Genomic DNA, 19,403 nt, shown 5'->3' with positions numbered 1-19,403 from the left:
CACCGTTTGCGTTCGACAAAAGAGGTGGGTTACGGCTTCGCCTAACCCACCCTACGAAGCAAGATCCTACGGCATGCTCAGTTCATGCCGGCCCACCACCATCCAGTGCACCTCATCCGGACCGTCGGCGAAGCGCAGGTGGCGGACGTCCTGGTACATTTCGCCGAGCGGGCTCCAGTGCGAAATACCGGTGGCGCCGTGCATCTGGATTGCCTGGTCGATGATCTTGCAGGTGCGCTCGGGCACCATGGCTTTCACCATGCTGACCCAGATCCGCGCTTCCTTGTTGCCGAGCACGTCCATCGCCTTGGCCGCCTTGAGCACCATCAGCCGCATCGCCTCGATCTCGCAGCGCGCCTGCGCGATGATCTGCATGTTGCCGCCGAGATGCGCGATCTTCTTGCCGAAGGCTTCGCGGGTCAGGCCGCGCTGGACCATCAGGTCGAGCGCCTTCTCGGCCTTGCCGATGGTGCGCATGCAGTGATGGATGCGTCCCGGCCCGAGGCGGACCTGCGAGATTTCAAAGCCGCGGCCTTCGCCGAGCAGCATGTTTTCCTTTGGCACCCGGCAATTGTTGAAGCGCAGATGCATGTGGCCGCGCGGCGCGTGGTCGTGGCCGAACACGTGCATCGGGCCCAGGATTTCCACGCCGGGGGTGTCGATCGGCACCAGGATCTGCGACTGCTGCTTGCTCGGCGGTGCGTCCGGATTGGTCTTCACCATGACGATCATGATCTTGCAGCGCGGATCGCCGGCGCCGGAGATGTAGTACTTCTCGCCGTTGATCACCCATTCGTCGCCGACCAGCTTTGCCGTGGTCGAGATGTTCTTGGCGTCGGAGGAGGCGACATTCGGCTCGGTCATCGCATAGGCCGAGCGGATTTCGCCTGATAGCAGCGGCTTCAGCCACTTCTCCTTTTGCGCCTTGGTGCCGACGCGCTCCAGCACTTCCATGTTGCCGGTGTCGGGCGCCGAGCAGTTCATGGTCTCCGACGCCATCGGGTTTTTCGCGAGCTCGACCGCGATATAGGCGTAGTCGAGGTTCTTGAGGCCCTGGCCGGTCTCGTCATCGGGCAGGAAGAAGTTCCACAGGCCTTCTTCCTTGGCCTTGTCCTTGGCCTTCTGCAGGCAGGCCAGCTGTTCCGGCGTAAAACTCCAGCGGTCGGTCTTCTTCTCGCCAAGCTTTGCGAATTCGACCGACATCGGGTCGACGGTCTCGCGGATGAATTTCTTGACGTGCTCGTAGAGCGGACGGACCTCATCCGACATCCGGAGATCGTTGAGCTCTTCGCCCGGATTGAGGTTGTAGGTCGTCGTTCGCGGGATGTAGGCATGCTTCATCAGGGTCCTCCCATGCGGCGTTTTCCATTCTGCGGATAATCTTTGGAACGCGCCTGTTGGGCCGCAATCTAGACGCCAGCGCGGTCCCTGCACAAGCGGGACGAGGCTCCGCGCGCAGCGCCCTGCCGCTAATGCATGCGGTGATGCCGCGCCGGGGAATCGGATGCGTATCCCCGCAACTGGGCATATTGTTTCATCTGATCGGGAGACAGGATTTGCGCCGTTTCGAGGTGATATTTCAGATGCGCGTTGCGCAGTTCCGCCTGCGTCTGGCCGATCTTCGTCGTCGCTTCCCTCAGCGCGTCTGATGTGATCGAACGGCCGGCGAATTGCCGGTCGAGCGCGCTTTCCTGCTCGATCAGGCTGAGACCGATTGGCGTCGCTTCCGCTTTCATTGTTTCAAACAGTGTTTGAATCCGTTGCTTCTGCGCCGCCGACAGCGCCAGCTTGTCGGACAATTCCAGCACGTGCATCGGACCGGGGTAACCGTTCAGTTCGGCCGCCAGCGCCAGGCCCATGCCCCTGCCGGCCCTGAGATCATCGATCTGCTGCGCGGACAGTGCCTTGATCGAGCGGCCCTGCATCCCCGCATAGGGCGACTGCGCCATTGCGGCGGTCGAAGCGAGGGCGAGGACGGTGATCGCGGTGGCAACGATTTTCATGAAATTCTCCTGCTGTGCGTCGTGATCTTAACAGTGCCGCCGGTGGGCGTTCATCAAAGTCCCGTCAGAATTACTCGACGCGCTGAAAGACGCTGAATTGAAAGTGCTGTTGCGATCCCCAGGGCGTGGCATGGTCGTCGCGCTGGCTTTGCAGCAGCTTGAACCCCGATCCCAGCGTCTGCCGGAGCCGCGCCGCATCGTAACGCATCACCGGCAGGCCGCTGCATTTCTCGGGTCCGTCCAGCGCGAAGGTCGCGATGATGGCGTGGCCGCCGATCTTCAAACCCTGCTTGAACCGTGCGATGTAGCTCGCGCGGTCACTCTCCTCGGTCAAAAAGTGAAACGCCGCCCGGTCATGCCAGATGTCATACGCCCGCGACGGCTGCCATGTGGTGGCGTCCGCCACAAGCCAATGCGCGCGTGGGGCGCGTTCGCCGAGACGGGCTTTGGTGGCCTCCAATGCCGCCGCGGATAGATCGAGCACGGTGACGTCACAAAATCCCTGATCGATGAGGTGATCGACCAGCCGTGACGCGCCGCCGCCGATGTCGATGATCGCCGAATGAGGCGTCGCCCCGATCTCGGCGATCAGCGCCAGCGACGGGGCAGGGTTTTCCTGAAACCAGCTGACCTCGTTCTCGCCTTTGCTGGCGTAGACGTTCTCCCAGTGCGCCTGGCGGCTTTCGCTTTCCATCGCGTCCTCCTTCGCCCTGCGGGGCCAACATCATATTCCGGCCTCGCCCGGCTTGCCATTGAGATTCATCGCCGGGCTGCGGACCCGCTCCAGCCGCGCGCCTTTGACCAGCGCATAGATCGCGGGAATCACGATCAAGGTCAGCAGCGTCGATGAAATCATGCCGCCGATCATCGGCACCGCGATACGCTGCATGATTTCGGAGCCCGTGCCGGTGCTCCACATGATCGGCAATAGCCCCGCCATGATGGCAACGACCGTCATCATTTTCGGCCGCACCCGCTCGACGGCGCCCTCCATGATCGCATCGTAAAGGTCCTGCTTCGTCAGCGCGCGGCCTTCGGCCGCCCGGCGTGCCCTGATCTCGTCGAGCGCCTGGTTGAGATAGATCAGCATCACCACGCCGGTCTCGGCGGCAACGCCGGCAAGCGCGATGAAGCCGACGACGACGGCGACCGACAGGTTGAAGCCCAGCCACCACATCAGCCACAGGCCGCCGACCAGCGCGAACGGCAGCGACAGCATCACGATCATGGTTTCGGTCAGCGAGCGGAAGTTGAGATAGAGCAGCAGAAAGATGATCATCAGCGTCACCGGCACCACGATCTTCAGCCGCGCCGTGGCGCGTTCGAGATACTCGTATTGGCCGCTCCACATCACATAGGCGCCCGGCGGAAATTCGATGCTGGCCTTTACGGCAGCCTGCGCGTCAGCGACGTAGCCACCGATATCGCGGTCGCGGATATCGACATAGATGTAGGTCGCGAGCTGCCCGTTCTCGGTACGGATCGAGGTCGGCCCGCGCGACGGTGCGACCTTGGCGACTTCGCCGAGCGGCACCGCGCCGCCGCCCGGCATCGGCACCAGCACGTCACGGATGATCGATTGCGTATCGCCGCGCAGATCGCGGGGATAGCGCATGTTGACGCCGAAGCGCTGGCGCCCTTCGACGGTCGTGGTGACGGTCTGGCCGCCAAGCGCGGTCGCGATCACGTCGTTGACGTCCTGCACCATGATGCCGTAGCGCGCCAGTGCGGCGCGGTCGGGGACGATGTCGAGGTAATAGCCGCCGATGCCGCGTTCGGCATAGGCCGATGACGTGCCGGGCACCGCTTTGAGCACCTGTTCGATCTGTTTTGCGAGCCGGTCGATCTCGTTGAGGTCGGTGCCGATCACCTTGACGCCAACAGGCGTCCGGATGCCGGTCGACAGCATGTCGATGCGCGCCTTGATCGGCTGGGTCCAGGCGTTGGAAACGCCGGGAAACTGCAGCGCCCGGTCCATCTCGGCGGTCAGGCTCTCCACGGTGACGCCGGCCCGCCATTCCGCCTTTGGTTTGAGATTGATCACGGTCTCGAACATTTCGGAGGGGGCGGGATCGGTCGCCGTCAGGGCGCGTCCGGCCTTGCCGTACACGGAAGCGACCTCCGGAAAACTTCGGATGATCCGATCCTGGGTCTGCAGCAATTCACCGGCCTTGGTGACGGATATGCCGGGCAGTGTCGTCGGCATGTAGAGCAAAGTGCCTTCGTTGAGGTTAGGCATGAACTCGGTGCCGAGCTGCCGCGCCGGCCAGATCGTCACGGCGAGCACCGCTACCGCCAGAAGGATCACCAGCACCTTGGCGCGCATCACGGCCTTGATGACGGGACGGTAGACCCAGATCAGGAAGCGGTTGATCGGGTTCCTGTGCTCGGGAATGATCTTGCCGCGCACGAAGATCACCATCAGTGCCGGCACCAGCGTCACCGACAACAAGGCCGCCGCCGCCATCGCAAAGGTCTTGGTGAAGGCGAGCGGGCTGAACAACCGGCCTTCCTGGGATTCCAGCGTAAATATCGGCATGAACGACACCGTGATGATCATCAGGCTGAAGAACAGCGCGGGCCCCACCTGTGACGCCGCCTCGATCAGCACATCGATGCGCGATCGCCCGGGCTCGGCGCGCTCCAGATGCTTGTGCGCGTTTTCGATCATCACGATCGCCGCATCGACCATCGCGCCGATCGCGATCGCGATGCCGCCGAGGCTCATGATGTTGGAGCCGAGGCCGAGCAGCTTCATGGCGCCGAACGCCATCAGCACGCCGACCGGCAGCATCAGGATCGCGACCAGGGCGCTGCGCACATGCAGCAGGAACACGATGCACACCAGCCCGACGATCACGCTCTCTTCGAACAGGGTGCGCTTGAGCGTATCGATCGCGGCGTTGATCAGGTCCGAGCGGTCGTAGACCGCGACGATCTCGACCGATTTCGGCAGGCCGCTGGCGATCTCGGCAATCCGCTTCTTGACGTTCTGGATCACGTCCAGCGCATTGACGCCGAAACGCTGCAGCACGATTCCGCTGGCGACTTCGCCTTCGCCGTTGAGTTCGGTGATGCCGCGCCGCTCGTCGGGCCCGAGTTCGACGCGGGCGACGTCTTTCAGCAGCACCGGCGTGCCGCCGCTACTCTTGAGCACGATATTGCCGAGGTCGTTGATACCCTTGATGTAGCCCTTGCCGCGAATGACGTATTCGAACTCGGACAATTCGACGGTGCGGCCGCCGACATCGGCATTGCTGGCGCGGATGGCGTCGCGCATTTTTGGCATGGTGATGCCGAGGTCGCGCATGCGTTGCGGATCGAGCACCACGTTGTATTGCCGGACGAAGCCGCCGACGCTGGCGACCTCGGCGACGCCTTCGGCCTTGGCAAGTGCGAACTTCAGATTCCAGTCCTGGATCGCGCGGGTGTCGGAAAGGTTCAGCTCTTTCGACATCACGGCGTATTGGTAGACCCAGCCGACGCCGGTGGCGTCCGGTCCCATTGTCGGCGTCACGCCCGCGGGCAGGCGCGCCGAAGCGCTGTTGAGGAATTCGAGCACGCGCGAGCGCGCCCAGTAGATATCGGTGCCGTCCTCGAAGATCACATAGACGAACGACACGCCGAAGAACGAGAACCCGCGCACCACCTTTGAGCGCGGCACCGTCAGCATCGCCGTGGTCAAGGGGTAGGTGACCTGGTCCTCGATCACCTGCGGCGCCTGGCCGGGATACTCCGTATAGACGATCACCTGGGTGTCGGAGAGGTCGGGAATGGCGTCCAGCGGCAGATGCGCCAGCGCATAGAGGCCGGCGGCGGTGGCGAAACCGGCGCCGAACAGCACCAGCAGCAGATTGCGCGCCGACCACGCGATCAGGCGGGCGATCATGGCTGCGCTCCGTCGGCAAAACCTTTCAGCGCGGCCTTCAGATTGCTCTCCGCATCGATCAGGAAGTTCGCCGAAACCACCACCGGCTCGCCTTCGCTGACGCCGTCCCGTACCTCCACATAACCATCGCCGCGATGGCCGAGCTTGACTTCGCGCGGCTCGAAACGGCCTTCGCCCTTGTCAACGAACACCGCCTGACGCCGGCCGGTGTCCATCACGGCGCTCTCCGGGATTGTCAGCACCGGCGTGGAATTGCCGATGTCGATTTCGGCCTCGACATACATGTCGTGGATCAGCACCAGGTCGGGATTGGCTAGCTCGATTCGCAAGCGCCCGGTGCGCGTCTCCTTGTTGATCTGCGGATAGATGACGCTGATTGTCCCGGTGAAGGTGCGGCCGGGAAAGCCGCGCGCCTTGACGGTCGCCGATTGCCCCACCGTCAGCATCCCCATGTCGCGTTCGGCGACGTCGATAATGGCCCAGAGCAAAGCATGGTCGGCGATCCGGAATAGAACGTCGCCCGGCTGTGCGCGCGCGCCCTCGATGGCGTTGCGTTCGAGCACGATGCCGTCGCGCGGCGACGTCCACTCGATCCCGATCGGAACCGTCCGGCTTTTCTCCATCGCGACGATGGCCGCTTCGGGCACGTCGAGATTCATCAGCCGCTGCCGTGAACCCTTGCCATAGGCCGCGTCGCCACTGATGGCCTTCGAGTTGATAGTCGAAATGTATTCGGCCGCAGCCGACGATATCGCCGGACTGTAGACTTCCATCAAGGGCTGGCCCTTGGCGACGCGGCTCCCGGTGGTGACGTTGGCGATCTTCTGCAGGTAGCTTTCGGCCCGCATCGCGATCACGGAGACGCGGCGCTCGTCGAGCTGAATGGTGCCCGGCGCGTGGATCGTGCTGCGGATGGTGCGCGGCGCCGCCGGCTCGGACTTGACGCCGGTGCGCTGGATTTTTCCCGGCGACAATTTTACCGAACCGTCATCGCTGTCCTCGCCCTCATAGACGGCGATGTAATCCATCCCCATCGGATCCTTCTTGGGGGTAGGGGAGGTGTCCGGCAGTCCCATTGGGTTGCGGTAGTATTTGATCTTGCGATCAGCGCCGCCGGCGGACGCCGCCGGCGTTGTCTTCTCGGGAGCCTCCTCATCGAAGCTGACGTCGGCTCCGGCCGGAACGGGGCGATAGTCGCGGCCGTCGGGCGTCTTTTTCGGCGCCAGCGAATACGACGGTCTGCCGTCCGGGTCCTGAAAATAGATCGGCGCGCGGCTCTCGTCGGCCGCAGCGCGCGTGATCATGGCGATGGCGCGCGCGGGCAGTCCCTGCGCGCCGGCGAGGACGAGCCCGGCACCCGCCGCCGCGATCAACACGGCGGTGGCGCTTGCGATGACGGCGCGGTTCATTTCTGCGCCGTGATGACAAGCTTGTTGTCGACGGTACCGGTCTCGCCCTGGACCTTCGCGCCGAGCGAAAGCTGCCAGCGGCCGGCCATGCCGAATGTCGCCTTGAACTTATAGGTACCTGGCTCTGCACCCGGCACCGGCGTGAGCTTGGTCGCCATTTCCTGCATGCCGTCCGGAGCCATGTCCAGGCGGGTGGCAAAGATTACGGCATCCGGTACCGGCTTTCCGGTTTTCGTGTTCATCAGCCGAACCGTGATGGTCTTGTCGGGTCCGGCCTGGACGGTCTGATCGACGAGTTCGAACTTGTAGTCCTTGATGTCCGCGAGCGCGGCCGTGCTTGCGCCGCCGATGGCGGCAGCGATCAGCGCGGCCCGCAAGGCGCGCGCATGGGTGAACGTCTTCATTTTCTATATCCTCGATTGTCCTGGATCTGCCGCGTGAGCGGCATGGATCACGGGCGCATCAAAGCGCCGCACGACGTCAGGCGTTAAGCCGAATGGACCAGGAGTCGGGGAGGTCTTGGCGGGGGATGTTGGCCGAGGCTATCCGCTTCGGGATCGCTGCCCGGCGCCAGCAGCCGGACCGTGACGGGCCGGATTTCAATCATTCCGGCCGGCGACGGCACCTGAAAATTCGTGACCATGCAGAGCGCCATCAGGGGGCACTGGTCGCAATCCATGGGCACGGATTTGTCCGGGCAGCATGGCATGTCGGCGGCCATTTCAGACATCTCCGCCGCCACCGGCGCAGCCATGGCCATACCGCCGCCCGCATTCGCAGGCCGGGAAAGCGGCGCAAACACGAGCCCTGCGATCACGAAGATCGCCAGCAGCCGGGAAAGGTGGAACGATATTTTCACCCGTGCATTTTCTCACGTTCCGGCCACCAAGGGAACCTCGGCTGGATCACTAATTCGCCAGAATACCCGCTGGATGGCTCAAGCCATTAACTAATCGATTCCGTCCGCTATCCGCCAGATTACATCCGGGTAATCCGCGGCGCCTCGACGCACCATGGCTTCTTGAAGGGAGGCCAGTAGGCTCCATACATCCTGTCATGTCTGCCACGGCATGCCGCCGCGGCGGCAGGGAGACAACAATGAGCTATTTCAAGACTGCCATTCTCCTGGCCGGTCTTACCGGCCTCTTCATGGGCGTCGGCTATCTGATCGGCGGCGCCGGCGGCGCCATGATCGCGCTTGTGATCGCCGCCGCGACCAATCTTTTCGCCTACTGGAATTCGGACCGCATGGTGCTGTCGATGTACGGCGCCCATGAGGTCGACCGGCAAACCGCGCCCGACCTCTACAACCTCGTGGCCGAGCTTGCCGGGCGCGCCGGCCTGCCGATGCCGCGCGTCTTCGTGATGGACGAGGCGCAGCCCAATGCGTTCGCCACCGGCCGGAATCCGCAGAACGCGGCGGTTGCCGTGACCACCGGCTTGATGCAGTCGCTCAGCCGCGAGGAACTGGCCGGCGTGATCGCGCACGAGCTCGCGCATATCAAGAACCACGACACGTTGCTGATGACGATCACCGCGACCATTGCCGGCGCCATCTCGATGGTGGCGCAGTTCGGCGCGTTCTTCGGCGGCAACCGCGACAACAACCACGGCCCCGGCATCATCGGCTCGATCGCGATGATGATCCTGGCGCCGCTCGGCGCCATGCTGGTGCAGATGGCGATCAGCCGGACCCGCGAATACGCCGCCGACGATCTCGGCGCGCGCATCGTGGGTCAGCCGATGTGGCTCGCTTCCGCGCTGTCCAAGATTGCCGGCGCGGCGCACCAGGTGCCGAACATGGAGGCCGAGCGCAATCCGGCAACCGCGCACATGTTCATCATCAACCCGCTGTCGGGACACGGCGTCGACAATTTGTTCACGACGCACCCCTCGACCGAGAACCGCATCGCCGCCCTGCAGCAGCTCGCGGCGGAATTGGGCGCGGGCGGCACGGCTTCCGCTGGTGCCGGCCGCAGCACGCCGCGCCGCGGCCCGTGGGGCCGCCCCTCGGCCTCGCGCGGCCCGTGGGGGTGAGCGCGTAACGTCTCTCACCTCGTCATTCCCCGATGCGCAATTGCGCATCTGAGGACACGCCACTTGGCGCGGGCCCGAAATCCATCAGCCCGCATGGACTGTCGCCTGATGGATTCCGGGCTCGATGCTGCGCATCGCCCTCAGATGCGCAATTGCGCATCGGGGAGTGACGGTGGGTGGGCTGCTGCGACAAATTAACCCGACGGGCAAAATTCCGCTTCCCTCGTCGGGCAAATCAGCGGTTTGAATTGTCGCGTCCCGCCCGACAAGAGGGGCGTGCGCACGTCACGAACGCGCGGCGGGATGCGGTGGACGCTGGTTCACGTCTGACGACGGCGTGGATTTAGCGTACGGCAAAACCGTGTGGTCCTGGCGCCCGTTGCAGGCGTCAAGCTGTCGGAGAAGCGCAAGCGGAAACGATAGCGACGGAGTCAACCAAGAACTCGTCTCCGGGGAGATCACGGCATAAGCCGTAAAGCCATTGCGCAGGGAAGGCCGGGTGTTCACCGCTGCCCTGTATGCTCGTGTGCAGCCTACTTAGTGCAAGCCGCACACGGGACCGCGGGTGCAGCGCGCACCCGGTCTTCCCTGCGCCCTCTCATTGGAGGGCAAGGAATTTCGGGCAAAGCTCGGGCGCATTGCGCCGCGAGAATAATTTTCGTCGTCCCGGCCTTGAGCCGGGACCCATACGCCGCGGCCCATCAATTGGAGCGCTGGCGTTGGAGACCTTCTGCAAACAACATCCGCCGCGGAGTATGGGTCTCGGCGTTCGCCGGGACGACGAGTGTAGAGAGCTTCGCCACGTCCACCCTCAAAACGCCGTATACCCGCCATCGATCACAAAGCAATCCGCCGTATGATACGACGAGGCCTGGCTCATGATGTACACCGCGATGCCGCCGAAATCCGCGGGCTCGCCGAAGCGGCGCACTGGAATGCGCGGCATCACGTTGGCGACGAACTTGTCATTCGCCATGATGCCCGCCGTCATGTCGCTCTTGATCCAGCCGGGCAGGATCGCGTTCGCCGTCACGCCGTGACGGGCGAGTTCGACGGCGAGCGCGCGGCACAGCGCGTTCAGCGCGGCCTTGGTGCCGGCGTAGTGCTCGTTGCGCGCGGTGCCGAACAGCGACGCCAGGCTCGAGGTCGCCACCAGCCGTCCGAACTTGTCGCCGGCTTCCGCGCGCTCGGTCATGTGGCGGGCGGCGGCCTGAAACACATGGAAGACGCCGTCGAGATTGGTCGCGAACATTTTTCGCCATTCCTCCTCGGTGCGGTCGATGAAGGCGCGCCGTCCGCCGCCGCCGATGCCGGCATTGGCAAAGCAGCCGTCGACGCGGCCGAGCGCATCCAGCGTGGCCTTCATCGCGGCCTTGACCGAGGCGGGGTCACTGACGTCGCAGATCCTTGTATCGACCCTGCCGGGACCCTTGGCGAGGCTTGCAGCCGCGCTCGCATTCTTGTCGGCGTTGCGGCCCCAGATCGAAACGGTGCAGCCGGCCGCGTTCAGCGCCTGCGCGATGCCGAGGCCGATGCCGCCATTACCGCCGGTGACGATTGCGACGCGGCCGGAGAGGTCGAAAATGCTCATGAATGTATCCTCAAGTCGTGCGCCGGATGGCGGGCAGATGTTCGCGTTCAACCATGGACAAGCCGATCAGGAAAATCAAATATGGTCCCAAGCAACACATCCGCCCATCGCGCTGCCTGATAGCGCGTAAACACAACTCATGAGGAAACAATGCAGTTTAAGCACGTCACGCTCGATTTCGATGGCCCGGTCGCCGTTCTCAGGCTCGACCACCAGGAGGTCATGAACGCGGTCTCGATGGACATGCTGGGTGGGCTTGCCGATGCGCTCGACGAGATCGAGGACAAGAAGGAACAAGTGCGCTGCGTCGTGCTGACAGGCGCCGGCCGCGCCTTCTGCACCGGCGCCAATTTGCAGGGCCGCAACAATCAGAAGCCCGGCAAGAGCAACGCCGGCGCCTCGCTGGAAGTTGGCTTCCATCCCTTCCTGCGGCGTATCCGCAAGCTTCATTGCCCGCTCGTGACCGCCGTCAACGGCCCCGCCGCCGGCGCCGGCATGAGCTTTGCGCTGATGGGCGACATGATCCTGTGCGCGCGCTCGTCCTATTTCCTGCAGGCGTTCCGCCGCATCGGCCTGGTGCCGGATTGCGGATCGACCTGGCTATTGCCGCGCATGATCGGCAAGGCGCGCTCGGTCGAGTTGTCGCTGATGGGCGAGCGGTTGCCGGCGGAAAAGGCGCTGGAATGGGGTCTCGTCAACCGCGTCCATGACGATGCGGTCCTGATGGAAGAGGCGATGAAGCTGGCGCATGATCTCGCCAATGGCCCAACGATCGCGCTGTCACTGATCCGCAAGCTTTATTGGGACAGCCCGGAAAACTCCTTCGAGGAACAGCTCAACCTCGAGTTCGAGTCGCAGCGTATCGCGGGCTCGGCGGAGGATTTCAAGGAAGGCGTCACCGCGTTCCTTGAAAAGCGTCCAGCCAAGTTCAAGGGCAAATGATCGAGGCCGAACTCGGACGCTGCGTCGCCGCCTGGTATCCGGGCGCGACCGGCGTCACTGGCGCGGCAAAGCTTTCCGGCGGCGCCAGCCAGGAGACCTGGACGTTCGACATCGTGCATCCCAGCGGCAATGTCGGCGCGATCCTGCGCCGCGCGCCGCCGGGCTATGGCGCGTCACCCGGCCGCGCCGCCGGGCTCGATGCCGAGGCGACGCTGATGCAGCTGGCGCACGATGCCGGCCTGCCGTCGCCGCGCGTGATGCATGTCCTGAAGCCCGAGGACGAACTCGGCACCGGCTTCATCATGCAACGCATCGAGGGCGAAACCATCGCGCGAAAAATTCTGCGTGACGAACAATTCGCACCGGCGCGCCCGATGCTGGCGCGCCAGCTTGGTGGGGTGGTCGCGGGCATCCACGGCTTGCCGGCGGCAAAACTGCCAAAGCTGCGCGAGATGACGGCGACAAAGGAGATCGCCGATCTCGATCGCGAGTATCGCAGTTTTGGCCGGCCGCGTCCGGTGTTCGAGCTGGCACTGCGCTGGCTGCGCGAACGCGATCCCGGTCCTTCCAAGGAAGTAACGCTGGTGCACGGCGATTTCCGCCACGGCAACCTCATCATCGGGCCCGACGGCGTCCGCGCCGTGCTGGATTGGGAGCTGGCGCATTTCGGCGATCCAATGGAGGATCTCGGCTGGATCTGCGTCAATTCCTGGCGCTTTGGTGAGATCGACAAGCCGGTCGGGGGCTTTGGTTCGCGCGAAGATCTGTTCGCCGGCTATGAGGCGGCCGGGCGCAAGGCCGATCCCGACCGCGTGATGTTCTGGGAAGTGATGGGCACGCTGCGCTGGGGCATCATGTGCTGCGGCATGATGCAGCGGTTTCGCCAGGGCCCCGATCATTCGATGGAGCGCGCGATGATCGGGCGGCGTTCGTCGGAGACCGAAATCGATTTGCTGAGACTGCTGGCCCCGAGGGGGAAATAAGATGCAGGACGAACCGACACCCACCGAGCTGATCAAGGCGGTCGCGGATTTTCTGCGCAACGAGATCACGCCCGCCATCAAGGGCCACAACGCCTTCAAGCTCCGCGTCGCCATCAACGGCCTCGACTTGGTGACGCGGCAACTGGCGCTGGAAGGCGATAGCGATAGCGCGGAAGCCGCGCGGCTCAAGCAACTGCTCGGCATCGACGGCGCGCTGGTAGACCTCAACCGCGCGCTGTCGGATAAAATTGCAAACGGCGAGGTCGATCTGCAAACGCCGGGGCTGGCCGATCATCTCTGGCAAACCACGATGGACAAGCTCGCCGTCGATCAGCCGAATTATGCGTCGTACAAGAGGGAGTTGGGGAATAAGTGAGTGGCCGAGAATCTCACCCCGTCATTGCGAGGAGCGAAGCGACGAAGCAATCCATCTCACCGCAAGGGGATAGATGGATTGCTTCGCTGCGCTCGCAATGACGTGGATAGCGCGATCCTTATTTCCCCAGCCATTTCGGTGCGCGCTTCTCCGAAAACGCTTTCGGTCCCTCGATGTAATCCTGCGAGGCCGCCATCGCCTTCACCGCCGGATATTCGCGCTGCTCGGCGATCGCCTGTTCCAGCGAGACCGCCATGCCCTTCTGGATCGCCTGCTTGGAGGCGCGGATCGACATCGGCGAATTCTTGGCAATGGTCTCGGCCCAGCGCTCGGCCGCGGCCAGTGCTTCGCCGGCGGGGACGACTTCGTTGACGAAGCCGAGTTCGAGACCTTCTTTCGCCGAGACGTGGCGCGCGGTCAGGATCATGCCCATGGCGCGCTTCATGCCGATCTGGCGCGGCAGCCGGTGCACGCCGCCGGCGAGCGCGGCGAGGCCGACGCGCGGTTCGGGCAGCGCGAAGGTCGCGTTCTCGGAAGCGATGATGAGGTCGCAGGCCAGCGCGATCTCGAACCCGCCGCCCATCGCGACGCCGTTGACGGCGGCGATGATCGGCTTGTCGCAGTCGAACCGCGAGGTGAGGCCGGCAAAGCCGCCCTTGTCCCAGCCGCGCTTGCCGCCGGCCGCCTGCCATTTCAGATCGTTGCCGGCACAAAAGGCCTTGTCGCCGGCGCCGGTGACGATCGCCACCCACTGGCCGGGATCGGCGGAGAAATCGTCGAACACCTTGTTGAGTTCAAAATGCGCATCGATATGCAGCGCATTGTACACTTCGGGGCGGTTCAACGTGATGATGGTGATCGGACCCTTGCGAGTCACTTTCGAGAATTTCAGATCCATGTTCGCTCCCGCTGTTTTTCTGTGACGAGGAATAATAGCGCGGTGCCAGCCGCCGGAACCCATTCAATTACGCAAGCGAGCCGCGCGTCACAAGCGATATTCCGTTGCTTGACTTGGCCAGGGTATTCCAACCTTAATCGAACATGCGCCGCCTGGTCCGGCTAGCCACTAAACACAATAAACGACATTTTCGGGAGAGACCGCCGTGGATTTTGCATTGCCCGCCGACCTCGTCGCTTACCTCGACGAACTCGACAAGTTCATCGCGCGCGAGATCAAGCCGCTGGAAGAGGCCGACGACAACATCCGCTTCTTCGACCATCGCCGCGAATGGGCGCGCACCGATTTCGACATGGGCGGATTGCCGCGGCATGAATGGGAAGCGCTGCTGCGCAAGGCGAAAAACCTCGCCGACGCCGCTGGACATCTGCGCTTTGCTATCCCGAAACGCTACGGCGGCAAGGACGGTTCCAACCTCTGGATGGCCGTGATCCGCGAGCACTTTGCATCCCAGGGATTGGGCTTGCACAACGATCTGCAGAACGAGCATTCGATCGTCGGCAATCTGCCGATCGTGACCATGCTCGACCGCTACGGCACCGACGAACAGAAGGCGATGATCGACGGTTCGATCACCGGAAAGTACCGCATCACCTTTGGCCTCACGGAACCCGAGCACGGCTCCGACGCCACGCATATGGAAACAAGGGCGGTGCCGGCGACCCGTGACAACGTCAAGGGCTGGATCGTCAACGGCCAGAAGATGTGGACCACGGGCATGCATGTGGCGACGCATTGTGCGCTGTTCGCCCGCACCTCAGGCGATGACGGCGACGCGCGCGGCATCACCTGCCTCCTGGTGCCGGCCAAAGCTGAAGGCGTAAAGGTCGAGGAGTATATGTGGACCTTCAACATGCCGACCGATCACCCCCGTGTCAGCTTTACCGACGTGTTCGTGCCTGACGATGCGCTGTTCGGCGAGGTCGGCCGCGGCCTGTCGCTGGCGCAATGCTTCGTGCACGAGAACCGGATCCGGCAGGCGGCGAGTTCGCTCGGCGCCGCGGTCTACTGCATCAACGAAAGCGTTAAATACGCGCGCGAGCGAAAGCCGTTCGGCAAGGCGCTGGCCGAGAACCAGGCGATCCAGTGGCCGCTGGTGGAACTGGCCACGCAAGCCGAGATGCTGAGGCTGTTGATCCGCAAGACCGCGTGGGAGATGGACAAGCTGACCCAGGCCGAGGTCGAGCACACGCTTTCCGACCGGGTCTCGATGTGCAATTTCTGGGCAAATCGCCTCTGCTGCGAAGCCGCCGACCGCGCCATGCAGGTCCATGGCGGCATGGGCTACTCGCGCCACAAACCGTTCGAACACATCTACCGCCACCACCGCCGCTACCGCATCACCGAAGGCAGCGAGGAAATCCAGAAGCGGAAAGTGGCGGGATTTTTGTTCGGGTATATGGGGGCGGGGAAGCATTGAGGGCTTCCGTCATTGCGAGGAGCGTTAGCGACGAAGCAATCCATCCATCCGTTATGCCGCGATATGGATTGCTTCGCTGCGCTCGCAATGACGGATCAATTCACCTGCCGGTCCTTCCCCGTCCAATACGGGTCGCGCAAATTCCGCCGCAAAATCTTGCCCGACGGATTGCGCGGCAGCGCTTCGAGAAAATCCACCGACTTCGGTGTCTTGAAGCCGGCGATGCGTTCGCGGGTGAAGTTGATGATGTCGGTGGCAGTAGCTTGCTTGCCCGGCTTCATCACCACGATCGCCTTGACCGCTTCGCCCCACTTGTCGTCGGGGATGCCGATCACGGCGGCTTCGGCGACGTCAGGGTGATCGCAGATCGCGCTCTCGACTTCGGCGGGATAGATGTTCTCGCCGCCGGAGATGATCATGTCCTTGATGCGGTCGTGGATGTAGAGATAGCCATCCTTATCCATATAGCCGGCATCGCCGGTGCGCAGCCAGCCGTCGCGGTCGAGCGTCCTGGCGGTGGCTTCCGGCAGGTTCCAATAGCCGACCATGTTGGAGCCGGAACGCGTGGCGATCTCGCCGACTTCACCGACCGGCAGCCGCGTGCCGTCGGCGTCGAGGATAGCAAGTTCGATGCCGGGCAGCGCCTTGCCGGCCGAGCGCATGCGGTCGAGGCCTTCGATGTGGTCCTCCGGCGGCAGCGCCACGATAGTGCCTGTCGTTTCGGTCATGCCGTACATCTGCACGAAGCCGCATTTGAAGACCTCGATGCATTCCTTCAGCAGCGCCGCCGGTATCGGCGAGGCGCCGTAGAGCATGTATTTAAGCCGCGAGAAATCGACCTGCCGCGCCCGCGGCTGCCGCACCACGAACTGCATCGCGGCCGGCACCATGAACAATTTGGTGATGCCGGACTGTTCGAAGAAATCCAGCACCTTGGTGGGATCGAACTCGCGCGCGATCACGCCCTTGGCGCCATGATAGAGCCCCATCACGCCCCAGCCGGAGCCGCCGATGTGAAAGATCGGCATTGCCACCAGCGAGACGTCGTCGGTCGACCATTTGTTCCAGTCGGGCTTCTCGGCCTCGCTGCCGGTCTGCACCAGGTTGAGGAAATTGGCATGCGACAGCATCGCGCCCTTCGGCTTGCCTGTCGTGCCCGACGTATAGAGCTGGATCGCGACGTCCTTGGGGCTGATCGGCACCTTGGGGTCATCGCCGCTCTGCGCATCGCGCCACACCGTAAAATCCGGCCATTCCGGCGCGCCGCCTTCGGTGGTGATGATGGTGCGAAGGTCAGGCAGCTGCGGCTTGATATTGCGGGCTTGCGTGATGAACTCCGGTCCGACGAACAGCACCGGCGCCCGGCAATCCGCGACGATGAACGCGACCTCGGGCCCGGCGAGCCGCCAGTTCACCGGCGCCATCACCACATTGGCCTTCATCGCGCCCATCAACAGTTCGAAATAGATGTCGCTGTTCTTGCCGAGATAAGCGATGCGCTCGCCCGGCTTGACGCCGAGCGCTACAAGCGCATTCGCAACGCGGTTGGTCTTGATGTCGAATTCGGCGAAGCTGGTCTGACGTCCCTCGAATTCATAGACCAGCGCATTGCCGCGGCTCCTGGCGCGCTCGCGCACCATATCGGCAAGATTTGCCGGCGCTTGTGTGGCGGACATGTTTCTCCCGTCGTGTCTTGTTTTAGTTGCAAGGAGTGTGACGGTATCGCGCGCGAAAAACAAGCAGCGTCGTCCCGGCGAAGGCCGGGACCCATACGCCGCGGCCCATCGGTGAAGAGATGCGGTTAGTCGCCTTCGTAACAATTGGCGACGGTGGCTATGGGTCCCGGCCTTCGCCGGGACGACGTAGAGTTTTACCCGCCCCGCGCCGCGCGGTCTTTTTCGTTCTGCGCCTTGATCGAATCCCGCGCGCGCTCCCAGTCGGCATCGGACCACTCGCGCAGCTCGTAGAAGTTTCCGCCGGTTGCCAGCGCCTGTGCGCCGTCCATCGCAATGGTCTCACCGTTGATCCAGTCGCAGCCGCCCGAGATCAGGAACACGGCAAGGTTCTGCAACTCTTCCATCTTGCCGACGCGTCCCATCGGATTCCGTGCGATGGTGCGTGCACCGGGTTCATCGCCCGGGTTGAGACGCTTGCTCATGCCTTCGGTCGGAATTTCACCGGGTGCGATGGTGTTAAGACGGATACCATAGCGTCCCCATTCCATCGCCAGCGACATGGTCATGGCATGGATCGCCGATTTGCTCATCGCCGACGGCACCACATAGGGCGAACCGTTGCGGACCCAAGTCACGGTGATCGACACCACATTGCCGCGCTGCTTCTCGGCAATCCAGCGGCGGCCGATAGCGTGGGTGACATAGAACGTGCCGTGCATCACGATATTGGCAATCGCGTCGAAGCCGCGTGGCGTCAGGTCCTGGGTGCGCGAGACGAAATTGCCGGCGGCGTTGTTGATGAGATCGGTGAGCGGACCGCCGGTCCAGATCTGTTCGATCATCTCGTCGACCGCCAGCGCGTTGCGGATATCGACGCCGTGGCTGACCACACGTCCGCCGTGCAGGTCCATCAATTCGGTCGCGGTCTCGTCGCACACGCTCTTGCGACGGCCGCAGATATGGACCTCGGCGCCAAGCTCAAGGAATCGCGCTGCCATGGATTTGCCGAGGCCGGTACCGCCCCCGGTCACGAGAATGCGTCGCCCGGTGAGAAGCTGATCGTTGAACATCGTTTCCACCTGAAAGGAATTGCTGTTAATTGGTCGATTGACTAAATCCGGACAACGCCGTTCTGTAAAGCGATAACAACGAATGGAGGAGAATTCTCATGGAGCAGCGCGTTTCGATATCGATTTCGGACGGCATTGCCGACGTCCGGCTGGTGCGGGCCGACAAAATGAACGCGCTCGATGCCGCGATGTTCGAGGCGATTGTCGCTGCAACTGAACGACTTGCGCATGAGAAAGGGGTCCGGGCGGTAGTATTGTCCGGCGAAGGACGGTCGTTCTGCGCCGGCCTCGATATGGGCCGCTTCGCCGCGATGAAGGAGCAGGGCGGTAACGGGATCGCCGGCGGCGAGAAGCGCGACCTTTCGGCGCGCACCCATGGCCTCGCCAATTTTCCACAGCAGGCGGTGTGGGGCTGGCGGCAACTTCCGGTGCCGGTGATTGCGGCAATTCAGGGCGTCGCCTTCGGCGGCGGGTTCCAGCTCGCACTCGGCGCCGACATGCGCTTCCTCACCCCTGATGCGCGGATGTCGATCATGGAAATCAAGTGGGGCCTGGTGCCTGATATGGCGGGCACGCCGATCCTCGCCAGCCTGGTACGCGACGATATCCTGCGCGATCTCACGTACACCGGGCGCATCTTCTCGGCGCAGGAAGCGATGAGCTATGGCCTTGCAACGCGGATCTGCGACGACCCCCGCGCCGCGGCCTTCGAGGTGGCGCGTGAGATCGCCGGCAAGAGCCCCGACGCGATCCGCGCCGCCAAGCGCATGCTCAACAACCTGTCCGTCGATCCCGGCCCGGCATTGCTCGCCGAATCCGTCGAGCAGATGAAGCTGATGGGTGGGCCCAACCAGCAGGAAGCCGTGCGCGCCAATCTGGAGAAACGGGCGCCGAAGTTTGCGGATGCGGGATAATTTTTGCTGTCATTCCGGGATGGTGCGCTAGCACCAGACCCGGAATCTCGAGATTCTCCGATGTGCAATTGCACATCGGAGTTCGTGCTGCGCACGCCCCGGAATGACAGTTTCCTTAAACCCGGCGAGAGATCG

Annotated in this window: 17 protein-coding genes; 6 read left to right on the top strand and 11 right to left on the bottom strand. The window is 63.4% G+C overall.

What is annotated here, in order from left to right; translation table 11 throughout:
• Positions 1-66: 66 nt before the first annotated feature.
• The 7 genes from JQ574_RS18925 to JQ574_RS18895 all read right to left on the bottom strand — a co-directional run bounded on the left by JQ574_RS18925 (position 67) and on the right by JQ574_RS18895 (position 8,160).
• A complete protein-coding gene (locus JQ574_RS18925; RefSeq protein ID WP_212210725.1) occupies positions 67-1,344 on the bottom strand; it encodes an acyl-CoA dehydrogenase family protein in 1,278 nt (425 codons plus the stop codon).
• Between the two features lie 125 nt (positions 1,345-1,469).
• Positions 1,470-2,003: a Spy/CpxP family protein refolding chaperone gene (locus tag JQ574_RS18920; protein WP_212210706.1), complete on the bottom strand. Its 534-nt coding sequence runs from the start codon at positions 2,001-2,003 to the stop codon at positions 1,470-1,472.
• Positions 2,004-2,073: 70 nt separating this feature from the next.
• Positions 2,074-2,697: a trans-aconitate 2-methyltransferase gene (locus tag JQ574_RS18915; protein ID WP_212210708.1), complete on the bottom strand. Its 624-nt coding sequence runs from the start codon at positions 2,695-2,697 to the stop codon at positions 2,074-2,076.
• 30 nt (positions 2,698-2,727) lie between these two features.
• Positions 2,728-5,892 carry an efflux RND transporter permease subunit gene (locus JQ574_RS18910; RefSeq protein WP_212383769.1) on the bottom strand — a complete coding sequence of 1,055 codons (3,165 nt, stop codon included), beginning with the start codon at positions 5,890-5,892 and terminating at the stop codon, positions 2,728-2,730.
• Positions 5,889-7,301, bottom strand: coding sequence for an efflux RND transporter periplasmic adaptor subunit (locus JQ574_RS18905; RefSeq protein WP_212210715.1), 1,413 nt, complete (start codon positions 7,299-7,301; stop codon positions 5,889-5,891). The genes JQ574_RS18910 and JQ574_RS18905 overlap by 4 nt, the downstream gene beginning before the upstream one ends.
• On the bottom strand, positions 7,298-7,705 hold the full coding sequence (locus tag JQ574_RS18900) for a FixH family protein (protein WP_212210717.1): 408 nt from the start codon (positions 7,703-7,705) through the stop codon (positions 7,298-7,300). The genes JQ574_RS18905 and JQ574_RS18900 overlap by 4 nt, the downstream gene beginning before the upstream one ends.
• A gap of 83 nt (positions 7,706-7,788) precedes the next feature.
• Positions 7,789-8,160, bottom strand: coding sequence for a hypothetical protein (locus JQ574_RS18895; protein WP_212210719.1), 372 nt, complete (start codon positions 8,158-8,160; stop codon positions 7,789-7,791).
• A 239-nt stretch (positions 8,161-8,399) separates the two neighbouring features.
• On the opposite strand from JQ574_RS18895, the gene htpX reads away from it, so the two are divergent.
• Positions 8,400-9,338 carry a zinc metalloprotease HtpX gene (gene htpX / locus JQ574_RS18890; protein ID WP_212210721.1) on the top strand — a complete coding sequence of 313 codons (939 nt, stop codon included), beginning with the start codon at positions 8,400-8,402 and terminating at the stop codon, positions 9,336-9,338.
• A gap of 811 nt (positions 9,339-10,149) precedes the next feature.
• On the opposite strand, the gene JQ574_RS18885 is transcribed toward htpX, so the two are convergent.
• Positions 10,150-10,929 (bottom strand): SDR family NAD(P)-dependent oxidoreductase, encoded by a 780-nt coding sequence (locus JQ574_RS18885; RefSeq protein WP_212205049.1) that lies wholly within the window; start codon positions 10,927-10,929, stop codon positions 10,150-10,152.
• Positions 10,930-11,079: 150 nt separating this feature from the next.
• On the opposite strand from JQ574_RS18885, the gene JQ574_RS18880 reads away from it, so the two are divergent.
• Genes JQ574_RS18880 through JQ574_RS18870 form a run of 3 tightly spaced genes read left to right on the top strand, consistent with a single transcriptional unit; the run spans position 11,080 to position 13,230 of the window.
• The gene (locus JQ574_RS18880; protein WP_212205052.1) at positions 11,080-11,871 is read left to right on the top strand and encodes an enoyl-CoA hydratase/isomerase; all 792 of its coding nucleotides are present in this window, start codon (positions 11,080-11,082) and stop codon (positions 11,869-11,871) included.
• The gene (locus JQ574_RS18875; protein ID WP_212205054.1) at positions 11,868-12,854 is read left to right on the top strand and encodes a phosphotransferase family protein; all 987 of its coding nucleotides are present in this window, start codon (positions 11,868-11,870) and stop codon (positions 12,852-12,854) included. The genes JQ574_RS18880 and JQ574_RS18875 overlap by 4 nt, the downstream gene beginning before the upstream one ends.
• A 1-nt stretch (position 12,855) precedes the next feature.
• Positions 12,856-13,230, top strand: coding sequence for a DUF6285 domain-containing protein (locus JQ574_RS18870; RefSeq protein ID WP_212205056.1), 375 nt, complete (start codon positions 12,856-12,858; stop codon positions 13,228-13,230).
• A 118-nt stretch (positions 13,231-13,348) separates the two neighbouring features.
• Here the strand turns inward: JQ574_RS18870 and JQ574_RS18865 are convergent, their stop codons facing one another.
• The gene (locus JQ574_RS18865) at positions 13,349-14,128 is read right to left on the bottom strand and encodes an enoyl-CoA hydratase-related protein (RefSeq protein WP_212205065.1); all 780 of its coding nucleotides are present in this window, start codon (positions 14,126-14,128) and stop codon (positions 13,349-13,351) included.
• Between the two features lie 205 nt (positions 14,129-14,333).
• On the opposite strand from JQ574_RS18865, the gene JQ574_RS18860 reads away from it, so the two are divergent.
• Positions 14,334-15,608, top strand: a complete 1,275-nt coding sequence (locus tag JQ574_RS18860; RefSeq protein ID WP_212205067.1) for an acyl-CoA dehydrogenase family protein — start codon at positions 14,334-14,336, stop codon at positions 15,606-15,608.
• A gap of 95 nt (positions 15,609-15,703) precedes the next feature.
• Here the strand turns inward: JQ574_RS18860 and JQ574_RS18855 are convergent, their stop codons facing one another.
• On the bottom strand, positions 15,704-17,284 hold the full coding sequence (locus tag JQ574_RS18855) for a fatty acid--CoA ligase (RefSeq protein ID WP_212383768.1): 1,581 nt from the start codon (positions 17,282-17,284) through the stop codon (positions 15,704-15,706).
• A gap of 194 nt (positions 17,285-17,478) precedes the next feature.
• Entirely contained in the window at positions 17,479-18,354 is an 876-nt protein-coding gene (locus JQ574_RS18850; protein WP_212205071.1) for an SDR family oxidoreductase, read from the bottom strand.
• A gap of 98 nt (positions 18,355-18,452) precedes the next feature.
• Between JQ574_RS18850 and JQ574_RS18845 the strand changes: the two genes are divergently transcribed.
• A complete protein-coding gene (locus tag JQ574_RS18845) occupies positions 18,453-19,268 on the top strand; it encodes a crotonase/enoyl-CoA hydratase family protein (protein WP_212205073.1) in 816 nt (271 codons plus the stop codon).
• Positions 19,269-19,403: the final 135 nt, after the last annotated feature.

The sequence above is a fragment of the Bradyrhizobium sp. AUGA SZCCT0158 genome, assembly GCF_018130065.1.
Taxonomy (GTDB): Bacteria; Pseudomonadota; Alphaproteobacteria; order Rhizobiales; family Xanthobacteraceae; genus Bradyrhizobium.
Note: the sequence above shows the minus strand (reverse complement) of the source record. Positions and strands in the feature narration are given on the sequence as shown.